Origin of the sequence: Streptomyces sp. NPDC091682 (genome assembly GCF_044756625.1) — a bacterium.
GTDB lineage: Bacteria > Actinomycetota > Actinomycetes > Streptomycetales > Streptomycetaceae > Streptomyces.
In genome coordinates this window covers 248,258-265,886 of sequence record NZ_JBIVTH010000010.1, presented here as the reverse complement: position 1 = coordinate 265,886, position 17,629 = coordinate 248,258, and the positions used below count along the sequence as shown (strand labels likewise).

17 protein-coding genes are annotated in these 17,629 nt (G+C 70.5%); 8 read left to right on the top strand and 9 right to left on the bottom strand.

Annotated elements, in window-relative coordinates; genetic code table 11:
* Positions 1-128 precede the first annotated feature (128 nt).
* The 3 genes from ACIQK6_RS24255 to ACIQK6_RS24245 all read right to left on the bottom strand — a co-directional run bounded on the left by ACIQK6_RS24255 (position 129) and on the right by ACIQK6_RS24245 (position 2,755).
* Positions 129-1,415 (bottom strand): extracellular solute-binding protein, encoded by a 1,287-nt coding sequence (locus ACIQK6_RS24255; RefSeq protein ID WP_402695417.1) that lies wholly within the window; start codon positions 1,413-1,415, stop codon positions 129-131.
* Between the two features lie 288 nt (positions 1,416-1,703).
* A complete protein-coding gene (locus tag ACIQK6_RS24250) occupies positions 1,704-2,321 on the bottom strand; it encodes an SMI1/KNR4 family protein (protein WP_402695416.1) in 618 nt (205 codons plus the stop codon).
* Between the two features lie 59 nt (positions 2,322-2,380).
* Entirely contained in the window at positions 2,381-2,755 is a 375-nt protein-coding gene (locus tag ACIQK6_RS24245) for a DUF192 domain-containing protein (protein ID WP_402695415.1), read from the bottom strand.
* 95 nt (positions 2,756-2,850) lie between these two features.
* On the opposite strand from ACIQK6_RS24245, the gene ACIQK6_RS24240 reads away from it, so the two are divergent.
* Complete coding sequence (locus ACIQK6_RS24240) at positions 2,851-3,624, top strand: prepilin peptidase (protein WP_402695414.1); 774 nt, start codon at positions 2,851-2,853, stop codon at positions 3,622-3,624.
* Positions 3,625-3,766: 142 nt separating this feature from the next.
* On the opposite strand, the gene mgrA is transcribed toward ACIQK6_RS24240, so the two are convergent.
* Complete coding sequence (mgrA, locus tag ACIQK6_RS24235; RefSeq protein WP_402695413.1) at positions 3,767-4,804, bottom strand: L-glyceraldehyde 3-phosphate reductase; 1,038 nt, start codon at positions 4,802-4,804, stop codon at positions 3,767-3,769.
* Positions 4,805-4,933: 129 nt separating this feature from the next.
* On the opposite strand from mgrA, the gene ACIQK6_RS24230 reads away from it, so the two are divergent.
* The 6 genes from ACIQK6_RS24230 to ACIQK6_RS24205 all read left to right on the top strand — a co-directional run bounded on the left by ACIQK6_RS24230 (position 4,934) and on the right by ACIQK6_RS24205 (position 11,504).
* Positions 4,934-5,695, top strand: a complete 762-nt coding sequence (locus ACIQK6_RS24230) for an isoprenyl transferase (protein ID WP_030011184.1) — start codon at positions 4,934-4,936, stop codon at positions 5,693-5,695.
* Between the two features lie 322 nt (positions 5,696-6,017).
* On the top strand, positions 6,018-7,334 hold the full coding sequence (locus ACIQK6_RS24225) for a PhoH family protein (protein WP_030011185.1): 1,317 nt from the start codon (positions 6,018-6,020) through the stop codon (positions 7,332-7,334).
* Between the two features lie 414 nt (positions 7,335-7,748).
* Complete coding sequence (locus tag ACIQK6_RS24220; RefSeq protein WP_329099315.1) at positions 7,749-8,465, top strand: transglycosylase SLT domain-containing protein; 717 nt, start codon at positions 7,749-7,751, stop codon at positions 8,463-8,465.
* 134 nt (positions 8,466-8,599) lie between these two features.
* On the top strand, positions 8,600-9,985 hold the full coding sequence (locus tag ACIQK6_RS24215) for an AI-2E family transporter (RefSeq protein ID WP_329099314.1): 1,386 nt from the start codon (positions 8,600-8,602) through the stop codon (positions 9,983-9,985).
* A gap of 103 nt (positions 9,986-10,088) precedes the next feature.
* Positions 10,089-10,793 (top strand): hypothetical protein, encoded by a 705-nt coding sequence (locus ACIQK6_RS24210; protein WP_329099313.1) that lies wholly within the window; start codon positions 10,089-10,091, stop codon positions 10,791-10,793.
* A 9-nt stretch (positions 10,794-10,802) separates the two neighbouring features.
* Entirely contained in the window at positions 10,803-11,504 is a 702-nt protein-coding gene (locus ACIQK6_RS24205) for a hypothetical protein (RefSeq protein WP_402695412.1), read from the top strand.
* Positions 11,505-11,565: 61 nt separating this feature from the next.
* On the opposite strand, the gene ACIQK6_RS24200 is transcribed toward ACIQK6_RS24205, so the two are convergent.
* Together ACIQK6_RS24200 and ACIQK6_RS24195 are read right to left on the bottom strand one after the other, a co-directional pair.
* Positions 11,566-12,102: an alkyl hydroperoxide reductase gene (locus ACIQK6_RS24200; protein WP_329099310.1), complete on the bottom strand. Its 537-nt coding sequence runs from the start codon at positions 12,100-12,102 to the stop codon at positions 11,566-11,568.
* 3 nt (positions 12,103-12,105) lie between these two features.
* Positions 12,106-12,660: a peroxiredoxin gene (locus ACIQK6_RS24195; protein WP_329099309.1), complete on the bottom strand. Its 555-nt coding sequence runs from the start codon at positions 12,658-12,660 to the stop codon at positions 12,106-12,108.
* A gap of 136 nt (positions 12,661-12,796) precedes the next feature.
* On the opposite strand from ACIQK6_RS24195, the gene ACIQK6_RS24190 reads away from it, so the two are divergent.
* Positions 12,797-13,744: a hydrogen peroxide-inducible genes activator gene (locus ACIQK6_RS24190; protein WP_030010672.1), complete on the top strand. Its 948-nt coding sequence runs from the start codon at positions 12,797-12,799 to the stop codon at positions 13,742-13,744.
* A 223-nt stretch (positions 13,745-13,967) separates the two neighbouring features.
* Here ACIQK6_RS24190 and ACIQK6_RS24185 read toward each other — a convergent pair whose 3' ends face one another.
* The 3 genes from ACIQK6_RS24185 to ACIQK6_RS24175 are packed head-to-tail and all read right to left on the bottom strand — an operon-like array spanning position 13,968 to position 17,553.
* Positions 13,968-16,349, bottom strand: coding sequence for an FtsX-like permease family protein (locus ACIQK6_RS24185; protein WP_329099307.1), 2,382 nt, complete (start codon positions 16,347-16,349; stop codon positions 13,968-13,970).
* Positions 16,346-17,032 carry an ABC transporter ATP-binding protein gene (locus ACIQK6_RS24180; protein WP_329099306.1) on the bottom strand — a complete coding sequence of 229 codons (687 nt, stop codon included), beginning with the start codon at positions 17,030-17,032 and terminating at the stop codon, positions 16,346-16,348. The genes ACIQK6_RS24185 and ACIQK6_RS24180 overlap by 4 nt, the downstream gene beginning before the upstream one ends.
* Entirely contained in the window at positions 17,029-17,553 is a 525-nt protein-coding gene (locus ACIQK6_RS24175) for a PadR family transcriptional regulator (RefSeq protein WP_030010968.1), read from the bottom strand. Before ACIQK6_RS24175 ends, ACIQK6_RS24180 begins: the two co-directional genes overlap by 4 nt.
* Positions 17,554-17,629 lie beyond the last annotated feature (76 nt).

Genomic DNA, 17,629 nt, shown 5'->3' with positions numbered 1-17,629 from the left:
CGCCCCGTGCACCTTGTGGGTGCTCGTCGGGCGACTGGGCCGAGGCCTTGGATCAAGTGCCGTAGGGGCCATGGTGCCGCACGGGGTGGTCTGCGGCAGGGGTCGAAGGTCCCGTGTCGGGGAAATTCTCAGTGCTTCTTGGCGGCCTGGGCGGCCTGTCCGGCGATGTCCTCCAGCACGCCCTTCGGATTGCCGGTCGGTTCCACGGCACGTCCGATGTTGCGCTTGATGGTGTCGCTGACCGTCAGCCAGGACGGATCGTTGACCGGGTAGAGCTGGGCGCCGCGCAGCGCGTTCAGGAACTGCGTGTCGTTCTTGTCCAGGCCGCCCCCGGCCGGGGTGCGCGAGGCGGTGACGGTGGACGGCAGCAGGTGGTAGCGGCCGGCGAAGTCCGACAGGTTCTTGTCCTGGTAGATGAACTCCAGGAACTTGCCGATCTCCGCGCGCTTGCCGTTCTGCTTGAAGGCCATCATCCAGTCGGCGACGCCGACGGTGGGCGGCGGCACACCGGTGCCGAGGTCGTCCGAGACGGGCATGGACGTGGTCGAGACGCTGATGCCCTTGGCGCGCGCCTCGTGGGCGAGCGAGGGATAGCCGTTGACCATGCCGACCTCCCCGCGCAGGAAGGCGGCGAAGGCGTCGGCGCGGTTCAGCTGGGACGGCGGGGTCGGGCCGGTGAACCCGGGCGCGACCATCTCCCTCTTGACCCAGTCCCAGGTCGCGATGTTCTGGTCGGAGGCCAGGCTGTAGTTGCCGCTGCTGTCGGCGTAGCCGCCGCCGTTGCTCAGCTCCCAGATCAACGCCTCGGCGTGCGCCTCCTCCGGGCCGAGCGGCAGGGCGTAGGGGTACTTCACGCCCTTGTCCTTGAGGGCCTTGGCGTCGGACTTGAGGTCGGACCAGGTCTTGGGCGGCTCCTTGATGCCGGCCTTGGCGAAGAGCGCGTCGTTGTAGAAGAGGAGACGGCTGCTCGCCACGAAGGGCAGGCCGTAGAGGGTGTTGCCGACGGAGCCGGCGTCGGCGAGCGGCTGGAGGAAATTCGCCTCGGCGGTGACCGAGAGGAGTTCGTCCGCGGGATACAGCTCCCCCTGGGCCGCGAAGTCCGAGTAGGACCCCATCAGCGCCACATCCGGCGCCTTGCCGGCCTTGACCATACGAGAGACCTCGCGGTCGATGTCGGCCCACGGCAGGAGCTTGACGTCGAGCTTGATTCCGGGGTTCGCCTCGGTGAAATCGGCCGCCATCTTCTCCCAGTAGGGCTTGGAACTGGTGGCCGGGCTGTCGCCGTATTCGGCGGCGACCAGATGCAGCGTACCGCTGTCACCTGCACTGTCTCCGGAGCCACCACATCCGGCCAGCGGTATCAGCAAACCGAGCACGGCCGTGGTGGCGGTCGTGCCGGAAATTCTTCGTCGCACGGGTGTATTCCCCTGATTTTCTTTTGGATCCAGTTATTGCTTATGAGTTGCTCCGGGCTGGGGTGTCCCTCGATGGCCCGTTGGCCGGAATTCTCTCCTGAGGGAGGGGTGGTTGATTCCATTGGGGGCGCACTTGTGGTCAATGCTCCAACTCGGGCTTTTCCCTGTGGTGTTTTCCGATATGTGATCCGAATACTGGACGCGCGTAGACATGCCGAAAAGCCCGTTTCCGGTCTCGGAACGGGCTCTACGGGTTCTTCGGGTGCGGGGTGCCGGTGTGGGCGCGGGCTAGTCGGCGAACTCGCCCGCGTACGGGTCGGGCTCGCCCGTCTCCGGGTTGCGGCCCTCCTGCCAGCGCCGCTGGGCCTTGCGCCAGTGCACGAAGCTGAGGTGGCCGCCGTCCCAGAAGGTGATGCTGACGGGGCTCACGTCGAACTCGTCGGAGCACAGCCGGTAGAGGAACTCGGCCATGCCGTACGGATACACCGCGAAGGAGTCGGCGGTGTGCCGCCCGCAGACCAGGACCGGCCACCGGTCCGGGTCGGGGTCGGAGGTGAGCCAGCACAGGATGTCCGACCCGCCGGTGACGCCCCAGGCGATGATCGACTCGGGGTCCACGTCGAAGGCGGACCGGCCGCCCTCCGCCTCCCAGGTCTGGCGGGCGTTGTCGGTCTCCTCGGCCATCCCCGCCGGGTCCCACTGGAGTCCGGGCTTGGGCAGCGGCAGCAGGATGCTGGCCTCGCCGTTGATGGAGCCCGCGCCGAAGCGGCCCATGAACGCGACGAAATCGGCCGGGAACCCGGTCCCCCAGACGGCCTCCACCGCCGGCCAGTCGATGTCCTCGTCGGCGCCGTGCGTCGCCGGCATGATCTGCTCCAGCGCCTTGATCCGCGCGTTCTCCGTCATGCCGCTCCCCTGATGCCCCAGCTCAACCGCCCCAACCTACTGCCAGCGAGGGGCCTGGCCTAGCGGGGAGTGAGACGCCCGGGTACGTCCACCTTGATGGTGGTTCCGGCCCGCAGGCCCCAGCCCGCCATGGCCCCGGCCGCCGACTCCAGGACGTGCCGGGAGCGCAGGCGCGGCAGCCCGAGCCGGCCCGGCGCCATGGTGACCACGGCGAGCACGCCGAGCTCGCGGTCCAGATAGGCCACGTCGATCGCGAACCGCATCCGGAAGGTGTGCACGCTCGCCGCGGGGGTCAGCAGCATCGCCCCGTCGATCCCGTCCCGCCCGAGCAGCCCGCGGGTCCGCGCCCCGTACGAGGCGGCGACCTCCAGCGGGATCTCCGCAGGGTCCGCGCCGACCCGCAGGGTGCCGTTGCCGTCACGCCAATTCGCCATGGCGGCCAGCCTAGACACCCCCAGGGGCGGTGTGCCGCTGCGCGGAGTTGCTCCCCGCCCCGCGCAGCCGCACCCGTCGGCGCTACCGTCGCCGCATGGGTGTCGCCCTGATCGTTCTTGCCGCCGGATACGGCGCCGCCGCGGGATCGCTGCTGCCGCGTGCCGCGTACCGGTTCTCCGTCGAGCCGGGGGAGCCCTGGCGCGACCGCTGCCCGCAGGGGCACCGGGTGCGCGGCTGGCTCGGGCCGGCCCGCTGCCGGGTTCCCGCGGAGGCCGTCCTGCGGGGCGCCGGCGGCCGGCCCCCCGAGTCTGCGGCGCCGCACGCCTACGGGAGGCGCGCCGTCCCCCTCGCCGCCCTCGTCGGGGCGCTCTGCGCCCTGCTCGCGGCCGCCGCCGGGGTGCGGCCCGAGGCGCTGGCCTTTGCGGGGCTCGCCCCGGTGGCCGTTCTGCTCTCGCTCGTGGACCGCGCCGTGCACCGGCTGCCGGACGTACTGACCCTGCCGCTCGCCGCCGCGGCCGCCGCCGGGCTCGGTGCGGCCGCCCTCCTGCCCCGCGCCGGAGGCGAATGGCGGCTCGCGCTGCTGGGCGGCGGCGCGCTCGGAGCGGCGTACCTGCTGCTCCATCTGATCAACCCCGCCGGAATGGGCTTCGGCGACGTCAAGCTGGCGCTCTCGCTGGGGGTCGCTCTTGGGTGGTACGGGTGGGGGGTATGGGCCGCCGGGGCCTTCCTCGGCCTGCTCTACGGGGCCCTGTACGGGCTGACCCTGCTGCTGCGCCGCTCCGACGAGCGGAATCAGAGCTACGCGTTCGGCCCTTTCATGGCGGCCGGAGCACTCACCGGAGTGCTGCTGGGTGGTTTCGGAGCGTAATCATCGTGCGCCAATGCACGCAGCATGCTTTACGAAGGGTTATGGTGGAACCCCCCCCTCGGGCCGGTCCGTATCCCCCCCACGGACCGGCCCGTTTTTTGTTTTCCGGCTTCTCGACCGCGCTGCGCGACAAAAGCGCAGGTCAGCCGCGCTGGGCCCAGATGTTGGTGCCGGGGGTGGACACGGCGAGGGAGTCGATCTCCTTCAACTCCTCCTCCCCGAGCGGCGCGGACGCCAGCGCGGCCACGTTCTCCTCCAGCTGCGGCACGCTCGACGCGCCGATCAGGGCCGAGGTCATGCGGTCGTCGCGCAGCACCCACTTGAGCGCCAGCTGGGCGAGGGACTGCCCGCGGCGGGCCGCGATCTCGTTCAGACCGGTCAGCCGGCGGAGCACCTCGTCCGAGAGCAGGTCCGGGTTCAGGGACTTGCCCTGAGCGGCCCGCGAGTCCGCCGGGATGCCCTTCAGGTACTTGCCGGTCAGCATCCCCTGCGCGAGCGGCGCGAAGGAGATGCATCCCATGCCGGAGTCCTCCAGGGCGTCCAGCAGCCCGTCCTCCTCCGTCCAGCGGTTGATCATGGAGTAGGAGGGCTGGTGGATGAGCGGGCGCACGCCCATTTCGCGCAGGATCCGTACGGCCTCGGTCGTCTGCTCCGCCGTGTAGGAGGAGACGCCCACGTACAGGGCCTTGCCCTGCTGGACCGCGGACGCGAGGGCGCCCATGGTCTCCTCCAGCGGGGTCTCCGGGTCGAAGCGGTGCGAGTAGAAGATGTCGACGTAGTCCACGCCCATCCGCTTGAGCGAGGCGTCGAGCGAGCTGAGCAGGTACTTGCGACTGCCCCACTCGCCGTACGGCCCGGGGTGCATCAGGTAGCCGGCCTTGGTCGACAGGATCAGCTCGTCCCGGTAGGACGCGAAGTCCTGCGAAAAGATCTTGCCGAAATTCAGCTCGGCCGAGCCGGGCGGCGGGCCGTAGTTGTTCGCCAGGTCGAAGTGGGTGATGCCGAGGTCGAAGGCCCGGCGGAGGATCGCCCGCTGGGACTCCAGGGACCTGTCGTCGCCGAAGTTGTGCCAGAGGCCGAGGGAGATGGCGGGGAGCTTGAGGCCGCTGTGGCCGGTGCGCCGGTACTCCATGGAGTCGTAGCGCGAGGGCTCTGCCCGATAGGGATTGGTATCAGTCACGTTGTCCTCCCTATCACGGAGTTGTGACAGACCGAGTTGGGTACCCGATCCCACCGCGCAGTAATGTGGCGGACTCGGGGGAGGGACCGCATTTCGCACGGGGGCAAGGCACGGAGGGGCTGGAAGATCGTGAAGTTGCGCGACCTGGTGTACAGGCTTTACGCACGCCGGGTGGAAGGCCGCCTCGACCATGACGCGGCGCCCAAGCACATCGGCGTCATCCTGGACGGGAACCGCCGTTGGGCGAAGGCGTCCGGAGGGACGACGGAGCAGGGCCACCAGGCCGGCGCCGACAAGATCTCCGAGATGCTGGGCTGGTGCACCGAGACGGACGTCGAGGTCGTCACCCTGTGGATGCTCTCCACGGACAACCTGGACCGGCCGGAGGTCGAGCTCCGCCCGCTGCTCAACATCATCGAGAACACCGTGCGGGGCCTCGCCGCGGACGGCCGCTGGCGCGTCCATCACGTCGGCAACCTCGACATCCTGCCCGCCCGGACGCAGAACGTGCTCAAGGAGGCCGAGCAGGCCACCCACGACGTCGACGGAATACTGGTCAACGTCGCCGTCGGCTACGGCGGCCGCCAGGAGATCGCCGACGCGGTGCGCTCGCTGCTGCTGGAGCACGCGCGCAAGGGCACCTCTTTCGAGGAGCTCGCCGAGATCCTCGACATCGACCACATCGCCGAGCACCTCTACACGCGCGGCCAGCCGGACCCGGACCTCGTCATCCGCACCAGCGGCGAACAGCGGCTGTCCGGATTCATGCTCTGGCAGAGCGCGCACAGCGAGTACTACTTCTGCGAAGTCTTCTGGCCGGCCTTCCGCAAGGTCGACTTCCTGCGGGCCCTGCGCGACTACGCGGCCCGTCACCGGCGCTACGGGACCTGAGTCACCGTAGGGGGTTTTTCGCCCCCCGGGTCCCGACGCCCCCTCCCCTCGAAGCCTTCACCAGGGATTCACCGAGCGTCCGTCATATGCCATGGCATGGCCTGGCTTGTTCGGGGAATATCCCTTTCAGGTCGACGCCCGATCCACGGGTGTCGAGTCTCAGCGGACGGCATGGGGTCGTCCGCCCGGGAGGCCCTTTGCACCAGGACGCACGTGCGGCTCGCACGGACGGAGTGGAGGGCCGGAAATCGGCCCTGGCATGGGTGCCGATGACCGGTCCGGTCTTCATGGCCCGACCTCTTCCGAGGGGGTACGTCCTTCCGTGGTGACCAGCACAAAGAGCCGCCTGCCCGACAGGCGGACCTACGTCCTCGACACCAGCGTCCTGCTGGCAGACCCCAATGCGATCTCCCGCTTCGACGAGCACGAGGTCGTGCTCCCGATCGTGGTGATCACCGAGCTGGAGGCAAAGAGGCACCATCCCGAACTCGGTTACTTCGCGCGCCAGGCCCTGCGCCTGCTCGACGACTTCCGGGTTCGCAACGGTCGCCTGGACGCCCCCATCCCGCTGGGCGATCTGGGCGGCACCCTGCGCGTCGAGCTCAACCACTCCGACACGAGCGTCCTGCCCGCCGGCTTCAGGTTGGGGGACAACGACTCGCGGATCCTCGCGGTCGCCCGCAACCTCCAGGCCGAGGGCTACGACGTCACGGTGGTCTCGAAGGATCTCCCACTGCGCATCAAGGCCTCCTCCGTGGGGCTGATCGCCGAGGAGTACCGCGCGGAGCTCGCGATCACCGATGCCGGCTGGACGGGCATGAGCGACCTCGCGCTCTCCGGGGAGCAGGTGGACCTCCTCTACTCGGAGGACCGTCTCTACGTGCCGGAGGCCGCGGAACTGCCCGTGCACACCGGACTGGTCCTGCAGTCCGAGCGCGGCAAGGCCCTCGGCCGGGTCACGGCGGACGGCAACGTCAGGCTCGTACGCGGCGACCGCGAGGCCTTCGGACTGCACGGCCGCAGCGCCGAGCAGCGGATCGCGCTGGACCTCCTCCTCGACCCCGAGATCGGGATCATCTCGATGGGCGGCCGGGCCGGCACCGGAAAGTCGGCGCTGGCGCTGTGCGCGGGACTGGAAGCGGTCCTGGAGCGCAGGCAGCACCAGAAGGTGATGGTCTTCCGGCCGCTGTACGCGGTGGGCGGCCAGGACCTCGGCTACCTGCCCGGGGACGCCTCCGAGAAGATGAGCCCCTGGGCGCAGGCGGTCTTCGACACCCTCTCGGCGGTCGCCGGGCGCGAGGTCATCGAGGAGGTGCTGAACCGCGGGATGCTGGAGGTCCTGCCGCTCACGCACATCCGCGGTCGTTCGCTGCACGACGCCTTCGTGATCGTGGACGAGGCGCAGTCGCTGGAGCGCAATGTCCTGCTGACCGTTCTGTCCCGGATCGGGGCCAATTCGCGGGTCGTTCTGACCCACGATGTCGCCCAGCGGGACAACCTGCGGGTCGGTCGGTACGACGGAGTGGTCGCCGTGGTCGAGAAGTTGAAGGGCCACCCGCTCTTCGCCCACATCACGCTGACGCGCTCGGAGCGCTCCCCGATCGCCGCGCTGGTGACCGAGATGCTAGAGAACCTCTGAGGGTCGTACCGGTCAAAACCCCCATAGCGGGAAGGTGAGTTGGCGCCGCCCGGCAAAGGCCCGAAAGCCTAGCCGGGCGGCGTCGTGTTGCACAGGACTTTTCTCGAATCGGCGGCGACATGCCAGGTGTGATCTTTCACACGCAGTGGAGAATTGCCTTGCGGTGTGGCGTTCCGGCAGAGTCTGGTTTCCGTCAGGCCCCGCATACGGCATACCTGTATCTCCCGTGAGGTACGCGCAGCACCACAACTCCACAGCCGTTCGCCGTATGCCGCCCGGAGCTACACGCGGCAGTCCCCGCAAGGGGGTTGCCCACGGGCCCGCGCCTCCAGTGACCGTAGAACCACGGAGGCCAGTGTCGAGGGCACTTTTGCGCCCGCGCGGTCACTGCGGACGCTGCTGGAAGGACACCGTGTGAGCCGGATCTCGGTCCGGGGGTTCGCCGTGGCTTCGGCCACCGCGGTCACCACCGTCGGCGCAGTCGTAGGCGTTGCCACCGGCGACCCCACGAACGATCTCGAGACGACCGCGTCCGGCGCGACTCTCCTTGCCGACATCCCGGTCGGCGACCAGGCAGAGGTCCAGAGCGCGTCCCTGACGCAGCAGGCCGATGCCATCGCCCACGCCGCGGATGCCGACACCAAGCGTTCCGTCGAGGAGGCCGCGCGCGTCCAGGCCGCCGAGGACGCCAAGGCCAAGAAGGCCGAGGCCGAGAAGGCCAAGGAGAAGGCCGACGCCGAGGCCGAGGCCAAGCTGAAGAAGGAACGCGAGGAGAAGGAGCAGGTCGCGAGCCGCTCCGCCGCCCGCGACGCCGGGGACTTCGCTCCCCAGAGCTCCTACACGGTCGCCCAGGTCAAGGCCATTGCCCAGCAGATGGTCCCGGCCGGGCAGTTCCAGTGCTTCTCGAACATCATCAACCAGGAATCCACCTGGAACTACAAGGCCGTCAACTCGTCCTCGGGCGCCTACGGTCTGGTCCAGGCGCTGCCCGGTTCGAAGATGGCCTCGGCCGGTGCGGACTGGCGTACCAACCCCGCCACGCAGATCAAGTGGGGCTTGAACTACATGGAAGACCGCTACGGCAGCCCCTGCAGCGCCTGGAGCTTCCACCAGGCCAACGGCTGGTACTAGGCGGCCCGCGCCACCGCGAGCGCCGCAGCACCGCACAACCCGGGGGAGCCCCGCACCGTTCTACGGTGCGGGGCTCCTCGCGTGTACGGTCTTCGAGGTGAGCCCGTAGACCGGGGGCGGGGGAAGGAAGCGACATGGCGATGAAGGAAGGCTGGCTCGGCCGGCTCGGGAACAAGCTGAACCGGATGGAGGCGCGGCTCAACGAGCGGCGCGCCGAGGTCGAAGCCGAGACCAGCGGCGACCTGCCGCATCCTGCCGGGCCCGGACGGGTACCGGCCGCCGAGGCGTCCGCCGTGCTGACCGTTCCCGCGCCGCCCACCGTCCCGCCCCGGGTTCCCGCGCCCCATGTCGCCGCCCCGGCCGTTCCCGTGCGCCCCGACCCGGCGAGCGTCGTCCCCTGGGGGATGCGCGTGGCCGCCGAGGCCAGTTGGCGGCTGCTGCTGCTCGCCGGGATGCTCTGGGTGCTGATGAAGGTGATCAGCGAAGTCCGCCTGGTCGTCCTCGCCTTCGCCGCCGCCATGCTCGTCACCGCGATGCTCCAGCCCTTCGTGGTCCGGCTGCGCAGACTGGGCCTGCCGCGCGGACTGGCCACGGCCGTCACGGCGATCCTCGGCTTCGTGGTCATCGGGCTCGTCGGCTGGTTCGTGGTCTGGCAGGTCATGGAGAACCTCGACGACCTCTCCGACCGGGTCCGCGACGGCATCAACGAGCTCAAGCTCTGGGCACTGGACAGTCCGTTCCACGTGACCGAGAAGCAGATCAACGACATCGCGAAGAACCTCAGCGAGACCATCGGCACCAATACCGAGCAGATCACCTCCGCCGGCCTGCAGGGCGTGACGGTGCTCGTCGAGGTCCTCACGGGCATCCTGCTCGCGATGTTCTCCACGCTCTTCCTGCTCTACGACGGCAAGCGCATCTGGAACTGGGCGCTGGGTCTGGTCCCCTCCGCCGCCCGGGCCGGTGTCGCCGGCGCTGGTCCGCGCGCCTGGCGCACCCTCACCGCCTACGTGCGCGGCACGGTGATCGTCGCCCTCATCGACGCCATCTTCATCGGCCTCGGCATCTACTTCCTGGACGTGCCGATGGCGGTGCCGCTGGCCGTCTTCATCTTCCTGTTCGCCTTCATCCCCCTGGTCGGCGCCGTGGTGTCGGGCGCCCTCGCGGTGGTCGTGGCGCTGGTGACCCAGGGCGTGTTCACCGCCCTGATGGTGCTGCTGGTGGTACTGGCGGTGCAGCAGATCGAGGGCCACGTGCTCCAGCCCTTCATCCTCGGCCGGGCCGTCCGGGTACACCCGCTCGCGGTGGTGCTCTCGGTCGCCGCCGGCGGCATGATCGCGGGCATCGGCGGAGCGGTCGTCGCGGTGCCGCTGGTGGCCGTCACCAACACGGTGGTGGGCTACCTGAAGGCGTACTCGCGCGAGCAGCACCACCTCGGATCCGGAATGATCGGCCCGGCCCCGCACGGTTCGACGGCCCTGAGCGTGGCTCCCGAGGGCGAGGGGCACGTCACACCCTGACCGTCCCCCGGAACCAGATGTTCCGGCGATCGGGGCTGCGATGATCGAGTTCATTCGCGTGCCGATGGCGTCGCGGAGGCAACAGCGACACGGGGGAACAGGCGTGATCACCGATCCGGAGCTCGACGAGGAATGGAAGACCGAGGCCCTGGAGCCGGCCCGGTCGGCGGAGCGAGCCCCGGCGCGCGAGCGGGCGACGGGCGGTCCGGGCCCGCGGTCGTGGCTGTGGGCGCTCGGCGGCGCCGTGGTCGCGTCCGCGGTGTGGGTCGGCGGGCTGTACGCCTTCGGGGACCGGACGGCCGAGCCGGAGATCTCCTACCGGGAACCGAAGAACCTGTGCCAGGACTTCAAGGCCCGGGCGCTGAGCGGGATCACCGGTGACATGCAGAAGAAGAAGCCGGTGAACCTCGAGAGCGACCACCCGGCCGTGTACACGGCGCGGTGCGGCCTGGAGAACGCCTGGAAGGACGAGGTGGACCCGGACTTCAACGTGATCGCCCAGGTCGCCCTGCACAAGAAGACCGATCCCTCGGCCGAGTTCGACGCGCCGGACCTGCGCACCATCGCCTACGCCGGCGGCGTGCGCACGGCAGCGGTGCCGGACCTCGGGGAGCGCGCCGTGATGAACGTGATGTCCGGCGACACCTGGCTGGTCCTCAAAGTCCTGGACGGCGGAGCGGTGTTCACCCTCGAAGCGGGCGCGAACACCTTCGCGGAGACGAACGGTCGACCGGCCACCGACGTCGACGCGGTCCAGGCGGCGATGATCGAGGACGTGCGCGAGCTGCTGGCGGCGCTGAAGAAGTAGGGGGCGGGAATGATCACGGAGCCGGAGTTAGACGGGGAGTGGGAGCCGGCCGGGCCGGCCGAGGTCGTGCAGGACGCCGTGGTGCCCGGGGCACGGGCGCCGCGCCGGCCCTGGCAGTGGGTGGCGGCGGCGGTGGTGGCCACCTCCGCGCTGTGGGCGGGCGGACTGTACGCCTTCGGGGACCGGACGGCCGAGCCGGAGATCCGCTACCGGGTCACGGACGACCTGTGCGGCCAGTTCAAGGCCACGGCCCTGGAAGGATTGCTGGGCGACCTATCGAACGCCGAACCGGGGGCGGGCATCCGGCATCCGGCGCTGGACTGGGCGTCGTGCACCCGCAACAGCGACAGGCCCGCCTCCAGCGGGAGCTTCTACACGACGGCCGGGATCGAACTGCACAAGAAGGCCGATCCGGCGGCCGAGTTCGCGCTCGACACCCCTCTCAGCCGGCTGTTCGTCCACGACGGCGCGTGGGAGTCGGTGCCAGGTCTAGGGGAGGAGGCCCTGGTCACCCCTCCCGAGAACGGTGACAGCCTCCATCTGCAGGTCCGTGACGGCGGCGCGGTGTTCACGATCGTCGTGGCTATCTACGGCGGGTCGGGCGAGTCCGCCCCCCGGGTGGATCCGCTGCCGGACCCCAGCAGGGAGGACCTGGTGGCCGCGGCCGTCGAGGACGCCCGGGCGCTGATGGCCGCTCTGCGCAAGGGCTGACGACGCAGGGCCCCGCGACCGTTTCCGGTCGCGGGGCCCTGCGTCTTCGTACGGGGTGCCGTTACTCGCCGGCGAGGGCGGCCTCGGCGTCGAGGGTGACGGCGACGGCCTGGATCACGGAGGCGATCTTGAAGGCCTCCTGGATCGTCTCGCGGTCGACGCCCGCCTTGCGCAGGACCTGCTCGTGCGAGTCCAGGCACTGGCCGCAGCCGTTGATCGCGGAGACCGCGAGCGACCACAGCTCGAAGTCGATCTTCTCCACGCCCGGGTTGCCGATGACGTTCATCCGCAGGCCCGCGCGCAGCGTGCCGTACTCCGGGTCGGAGAGCAGGTGCCGGGTGCGGTAGAAGACGTTGTTCATCCCCATGACCGCGGCGGCGGACTTGGCGGCGGTGTACGCCTCCGGCGAGAGGTTCGCCTTCGCCTCGGGCTCCAGCTCACGCAGGACGATGGCCGAGCGGGCGGCGATCGCGCAGGACAGGACGGTGCCCCACAGCTGCTGCTGCGGGAGGTCGCTGTTGCCGATGACCGAACCGAGGTTCAGCTTCAGGTCCTTGGCGAAGTCCGGTATGGCCGACTTCAGGGAGTCGAGGGACATCCGTCACTCACCGGCCAGCAGCGCGCCGGCGTCGATGGTGCTGTCACCCTTGTTCCAGTTGCACGGGCACAGCTCGTCGGTCTGCAGGGCGTCGAGGACCCGCAGGACCTCCTTGGGGTTACGGCCCACGGAACCGGCGGTCACCATCGAGAACTGGATCTCGTTGTTCGGGTCCACGATGAACACGGCGCGCATCGGGAGGCCGTCCTCGCCCAGGATGCCCAGCTCGGCCGACAGCTCGCGCTTGATGTCGGACATCATCGGGAAGGGCAGGTCACGCAGGTCGGCGTGGTCCTTGCGCCAGGCGTGGTGCACGTACTCGGAGTCGAGCGAGAAGCCGAGGACCTGCGCGTCGCGGTCGGCGAACTCATCGTTCAGCTTGCCGAAGGCGGCGATCTCGGTCGGGCACACGAAGGTGAAGTCCAGCGGCCACGCGAAGACGACCTTCCACTTGCCCTCGTAGGTCTTGTGGTCGATCTGCGTGAACTCGGCTCCGGCCTCGAGCGAGACACAGGCGGTCAGGTCGAAGGCGGGGAACTTGTCACCAACAGTGAGCACGCGCTCTCCTAATGCAGTGGAAAATAGACCCTTTTGGGGGTTTTCCGATGGGGTTGGACGTATCTCACATGCTGACACACCTGCATTGATTACAGAAATAGCTACTCTTGTGCCGGGTGATCGGAGGTACCTATCAGTGGCTGTCAGTAGTAGGGGAGCGAAGCAACCGACGCTCGCACAGCTGCGCGCCTTCGCCGCGGTCGCCGAGCACCTGCACTTCCGGGACGCCGCCGCGGCCATCGGCATGAGCCAGCCCGCGCTCTCCGGAGCCGTCTCCGCCCTCGAGGAGGCCCTCGGGGTGCAGCTGCTGGAGCGCACCACCCGCAAGGTGCTGCTCTCCCCGGCGGGCGAGCGGATCGCGGCGCGGGTCCAGGTGGTCCTGGACGCCATGGGCGGGCTGCTGGAAGAGGCCGAGGCGGTACGGGCTCCCTTCACCGGGGTGCTGCGGCTCGGGGTGATCCCCACGGTGGCGCCGTACCTGCTGCCGACCGTGCTCGGGCTGTTCCACCGGCGCTACCCGCGGATGGACCTCCAGGTGCACGAGGAGCAGACCGCCTCGCTGCTGGAGGGCCTCGGCGGCGGGCGCCTGGACCTGCTCCTGCTGGCGGTGCCGCTCGGGGTCCCGGGCGTGACCGAACTACCGGTCTTCGACGAGGACTTCGTCCTGCTCGCACCCCGGGAGCACGCGCTGGCCGGGCGCCGGGACATCCCGCTGGAGGAACTGCGCGGACTGCAGCTGTTGCTGCTCGACGAGGGGCACTGCCTGCGGGACCAGGCCCTCGACATCTGCCGGGAAGCGGGCCGCACGACCGGGGCGGACGTCACGACGACCGCCGCCGGCCTGTCCACCCTCGTACAACTGGTCGCCGGGGGACTGGGGGTGACGCTGTTGCCGCGCACCGCGCTGCGGCTGGAGACCGCCCGCAACGAGTACCTGTCCACCGGGTACTTCGCCGAGCCCGCCCCCTCCCGGCGGATCGCCTTGGCCATGCGCACCGGGACCGCCCGGCAGGAGGAGTTCAGGGCGATCGCCGCCGCGCTGCGCGAAGCCGTGCGCCCGCTCCCGGTCTGGCCCACCGACTAGGTCCTGTCGTCAAAGTAGCGCCGGTCAGGCCCGCGGCGTCCGGTGCCGTGCATCGCAAGGCGGAGGGGCGCCCGAGTACTGGACGTACTTGGGTGCCCCGACAACGCGGCGAGGTGCGGTGCCGGACGCCGCGGGCCAGGCGGGACTTTGACGACAGGACCTAGGGGGGATGGTCGGGGGCCGTCCCGGGAACGGGCGGACGGGGTTCAGGAGGGCGCCGGGATCACTCCGTGCGCAGGCCGTCCGGGCGCATCAGCCGCAGCAGCGGCGGCAGGCTCAGCAGGGTCACGACGACCACCACTCCCGCGCCGGCCGCCGTCATCCCGAGCACCGACGCCCAGTCGATCCGGACGGGCTGGGCGGCCATGCCCATCAGGACGGCGCCCAGCCCCACGCCGACCCCGGCCGCCAGCACCAGGCCGAGCACGATCGGCACGGCCGTCTGCCACAGCACCGACAGGCTCAGCGTGGAGCGCTTGGTGCCGAAGGCGACCAGGGAGGAGAGCAGCCGCCGGCGCTCGCGCAACTGCTCCAGCTGGGAGACGAGCAGGCTCCCGCCGATCAGGACCAGTACGGCGGTGGCGCCGAAGAACAGCCCCGTGCGGATCGAGGAGTAGCCGGCGGCCTGCGCGGTGTGCCGCAGCGTCATCGCGGTGACGGACGGGTCCGCCTTGAACACGGCGTTGCGCGCCCGGTCCAGGGCGTCCGGACCGGACTCGTCGACCTGGACGAAGATCCACGCGTCCGGGAAGGCGCCGATCTCCTTCGGCGCGGCCGCCGGGGTCACCAGCAGGCCGCTGCGCAGGTGACCGGCGGGGTCCTCCCGGCTGGGGACCGTACGGGCGTCCGCCGGGACCTTCCACTTCGCCGGAGCGGGTTGGGCGGGCAGCCCGGATTCGGAATCGGACCCGTACCCCCTGACGTTGCCGACGAACAGCTCGTCACCGGGCTTCGCCGCGCCCCCGTCGGAGCGCTGCCAGGCCTGCGGGGCCGGTGCCGCGGAGCCGGTCAGTACGAAGGCGTCGCCGTCCTTGCAGGAGTCCAGCGACGCGACCTCGCTGAGCGCGTCACAGGTGCCGATGGTCACCGTGACCGTCTCCTGCGTCGCGGGCACCTGGCGGGCGGCCGACACGTTGGTCAGTGGAACGGCGCGGGTGACGCCCGGCACGGCGGAGATCCGCTGCGCGAGCTCGTCCATGCGCGTTTGCGTCTCGCGGTTCACCATGACGGCGACGGCGGCCCTGCCGGGGTCCTGGCCGGTCGGCTTGGTGTAGTCGCCCTCGACGCCCGCGAAGAGCATCTGGAGGGCGATGGCGCCCGCGACGGCCACGGCGATGCCGTTGACGAGGCGGGCGGCGGCGCCGCTGTTGACCTGGAGCCGGCGCACGGCCAGCTGCCAGGAGACCGGGCCGCCGGACGCCTTCGCGACGAACCGTTCCAGCAGCCAGGGCAGCAGTACGGTGATCCCGACCAGCAGCAGCACCACACCTGCGCTGACCTGCCACTGGTTGAACCTGCCGTGGCCGTTGCCGCGGCCGCGCAGGGGCACGAGCAGGCCGAGCCCGACCAGCGGGAGCAGCAGCCGCCACCAGACGCGGCGCCGGGAGGGCCGCGCCGTCCGGACGACGCCCAGCGGCTCGATGACCACGCTGCGCAGCGCGAACAGGGTCACGGCCACCGCCGCCGTGGGCACCGCGACGGCGACCAGGGCGGCGAGCCACGGCGCCGGGTCGAGGTCGGCGGGGAAGACGCTGCGCTGCTGGAGGTCGACGCTGCCGACCAGGGAGCGGCCGACGGCGAAGAAGCCGACGCCCAGCACCAGGCCGACCAGGGAGCCGGCCAGCGCCTCGCCGGCCGCGATCCGGCGCACCATCCGGCTGTCGGCGCCGACCAGCCGCAGTGCGGCGAGCCGCCGGTCGCGCCGGTCCCCGCCGAAGCGGACGGCGGTGGCGATGAAGACGGCGACGGGCATCAGCAGGGCGACGAAGGTCAGGACGACCATCAGCATGAGCACGGGGTCCAGGCCCTCGCGGCCCGCGTCGTAGCCGAAGTCGGTGACGCGCTCGACGCGGTAGTCCTCGGGGCCGCTCTTCTCCAGGGTGTCGCTGCCCAGGTAGAAGAACAGCTCGCCGGGGCCGACCAGGCCGGGGTCGCCGATGATCTCAACTACCCGCGCGTCGAGCCGCTCGCGCAGCAGGGCGCCGTCGGGGGACTTCAGCAACGCGTCGAGCGCGGGGGAGATGGCCATCTCGCCCGGGCCCGGGATCCGCTTCAGGCCGGGCGGCAGCGGGGCTCGGGGGCCCTCGGCCCGGAGCATGTGCCCCTCGATGTCCGTGCGCCGGTACGTCTGGTTGACGGGGGCGGTCAACAGGGTGTCGGGGCCGGGGGCGTCGGCCCGCTCGGAGTTCATCGTCGACCGTGCGTCGCCGCGCTCGTACCGCGCGGCGAGGGCGCCGGGGATGGCGGTGCTGATCAGCAGCAGTGCGACGCCGAGACCGACGCCGACGCCGGTGAGCAGGGTGCGGATCCACCCTTCGCGGCCGCCGCCGAAGGCGAAGCGGGCGCCCATGCCGAGGTCGCGGGTCCAGACCTGGAGCCGGCTCATACGATCCGCTCCATGTCGCGGGATTTGCCATCGCGTACGACGATCTCGCGGTCGGAGTAGGCGGCCACGCGGGTCTCGTGCGTCACGAGCACGACGGCGGCGTTCGCGGACCGGGCGGCCTCGGTGAGCAGCTGCATGACGAGTTCGCCGTTGAGGGAGTCGAGGGCTCCGGTGGGTTCGTCGGCGAAGATCACCCGGGGGTCGGTGACGAGGGCGCGGGCGACGGCCACGCGCTGTCCCTGGCCGCCGGATATCTCGCCGGGCCGCTTGGCGCCGAGGTCCTCCACCTGGAGCTGCTCCATCCGGTGCAGGGCGGTGCGCTCGGCCTCCTTGCGCTTGACGCCGGTCAGGCGCAGCGGGAGGGCGACGTTTTCCACGCAGGTCAGCTCCGGTACGAGCTGGCCGAACTGGAAGACGAAGCCGAACTCGGTGCGGCGCAGCTCGCTGCGCTCGGCGTCGCTCATGGAGGTAAGCTCGCGGCCGGCGTAGGCGATGGAGCCGGAGTCGGGCGCGACGATGCCCGCGAGGCAGTGCAGCAGGGTCGACTTGCCCGAGCCGGAGGGGCCCATGACGGCGACGACCTCACCGGGGTGGATGGAGAACTCGGCGCCGTCGAGGGCGTGGGTGGTCCCGTACGCCTTGCGCAGGTCGGTGGCCGCGAGCAGCGAGCCGGCCGGGGTCATCGGCGTACCTCCCGGGCGAGCTGGTCGAGGCGGGCCGCGGTGAGCTCCAGCCACCGCAGGTCCGCCTCCAGGTGGAAGAGGGCGTGGTCGCAGACGAGTTGGTCGGCGATGTCCCCCTTGCGCTTGCGCTGGGTCAGGATGCGCATGAGGCGCAGGTGCTCGGCGCGCTGGGTGTCGAGCAGCTCGTCGGCGCGGCGGCCGGTGAGCAGGGCGAGGACGACCTTCGTGTAGAGGGTCGAGTGGAGGTACGGCTCGGGCTTCTCGGGCTGGGCGAGCCAGGCCTCGACGTCGGTGATGCCGGCGTCGGTGATGGCGTACCGCTTGCGGTCGGGGCCGCCGCCGCTCTCGATCCCGTCGACCTCGACGAGGCCGTTCTTCAGGAGGCGGGACATGGTCGAGTAGACCTGCCCGTACGCGAGGGGGCGGTCGTGGCCGAACTTCTCGTCGAAGGTGCGCTTGAGGTCGTAGCCGTGGCGCGGGCCGGCCTCTAGGAGGCCCAGGAGGGTGTGACCGATGGACATCCCGTGACTCTACACCGCGTGTATACGCGGAGTGTATAGAGGGCGGGGAGGGGCGGAGGGGCCGGCCGCCGCCGCG

Coding starts and splice junctions, on each gene's coding strand:
- ACIQK6_RS24245 (WP_402695415.1), bottom strand. CDS start 2,755: ATGGCGAATTGGCGTGACGGCAACGGCACCCTGCGGGTCGGCGCGGAC.
- ACIQK6_RS24250 (WP_402695416.1), bottom strand. CDS start 2,321: ATGACGGAGAACGCGCGGATCAAGGCGCTGGAGCAGATCATGCCGGCG.
- ACIQK6_RS24215 (WP_329099314.1), top strand. CDS start 8,600: ATGGCGATGAAGGAAGGCTGGCTCGGCCGGCTCGGGAACAAGCTGAAC.
- ACIQK6_RS24200 (WP_329099310.1), bottom strand. CDS start 12,102: ATGTCCCTCGACTCCCTGAAGTCGGCCATACCGGACTTCGCCAAGGAC.
- ACIQK6_RS24205 (WP_402695412.1), top strand. CDS start 10,803: ATGATCACGGAGCCGGAGTTAGACGGGGAGTGGGAGCCGGCCGGGCCG.
- ACIQK6_RS24240 (WP_402695414.1), top strand. CDS start 2,851: ATGGGTGTCGCCCTGATCGTTCTTGCCGCCGGATACGGCGCCGCCGCG.
- ACIQK6_RS24180 (WP_329099306.1), bottom strand. CDS start 17,032: ATGACCCCGGCCGGCTCGCTGCTCGCGGCCACCGACCTGCGCAAGGCG.
- ACIQK6_RS24175 (WP_030010968.1), bottom strand. CDS start 17,553: ATGTCCATCGGTCACACCCTCCTGGGCCTCCTAGAGGCCGGCCCGCGC.
- ACIQK6_RS24185 (WP_329099307.1), bottom strand. CDS start 16,349: ATGAGCCGGCTCCAGGTCTGGACCCGCGACCTCGGCATGGGCGCCCGC.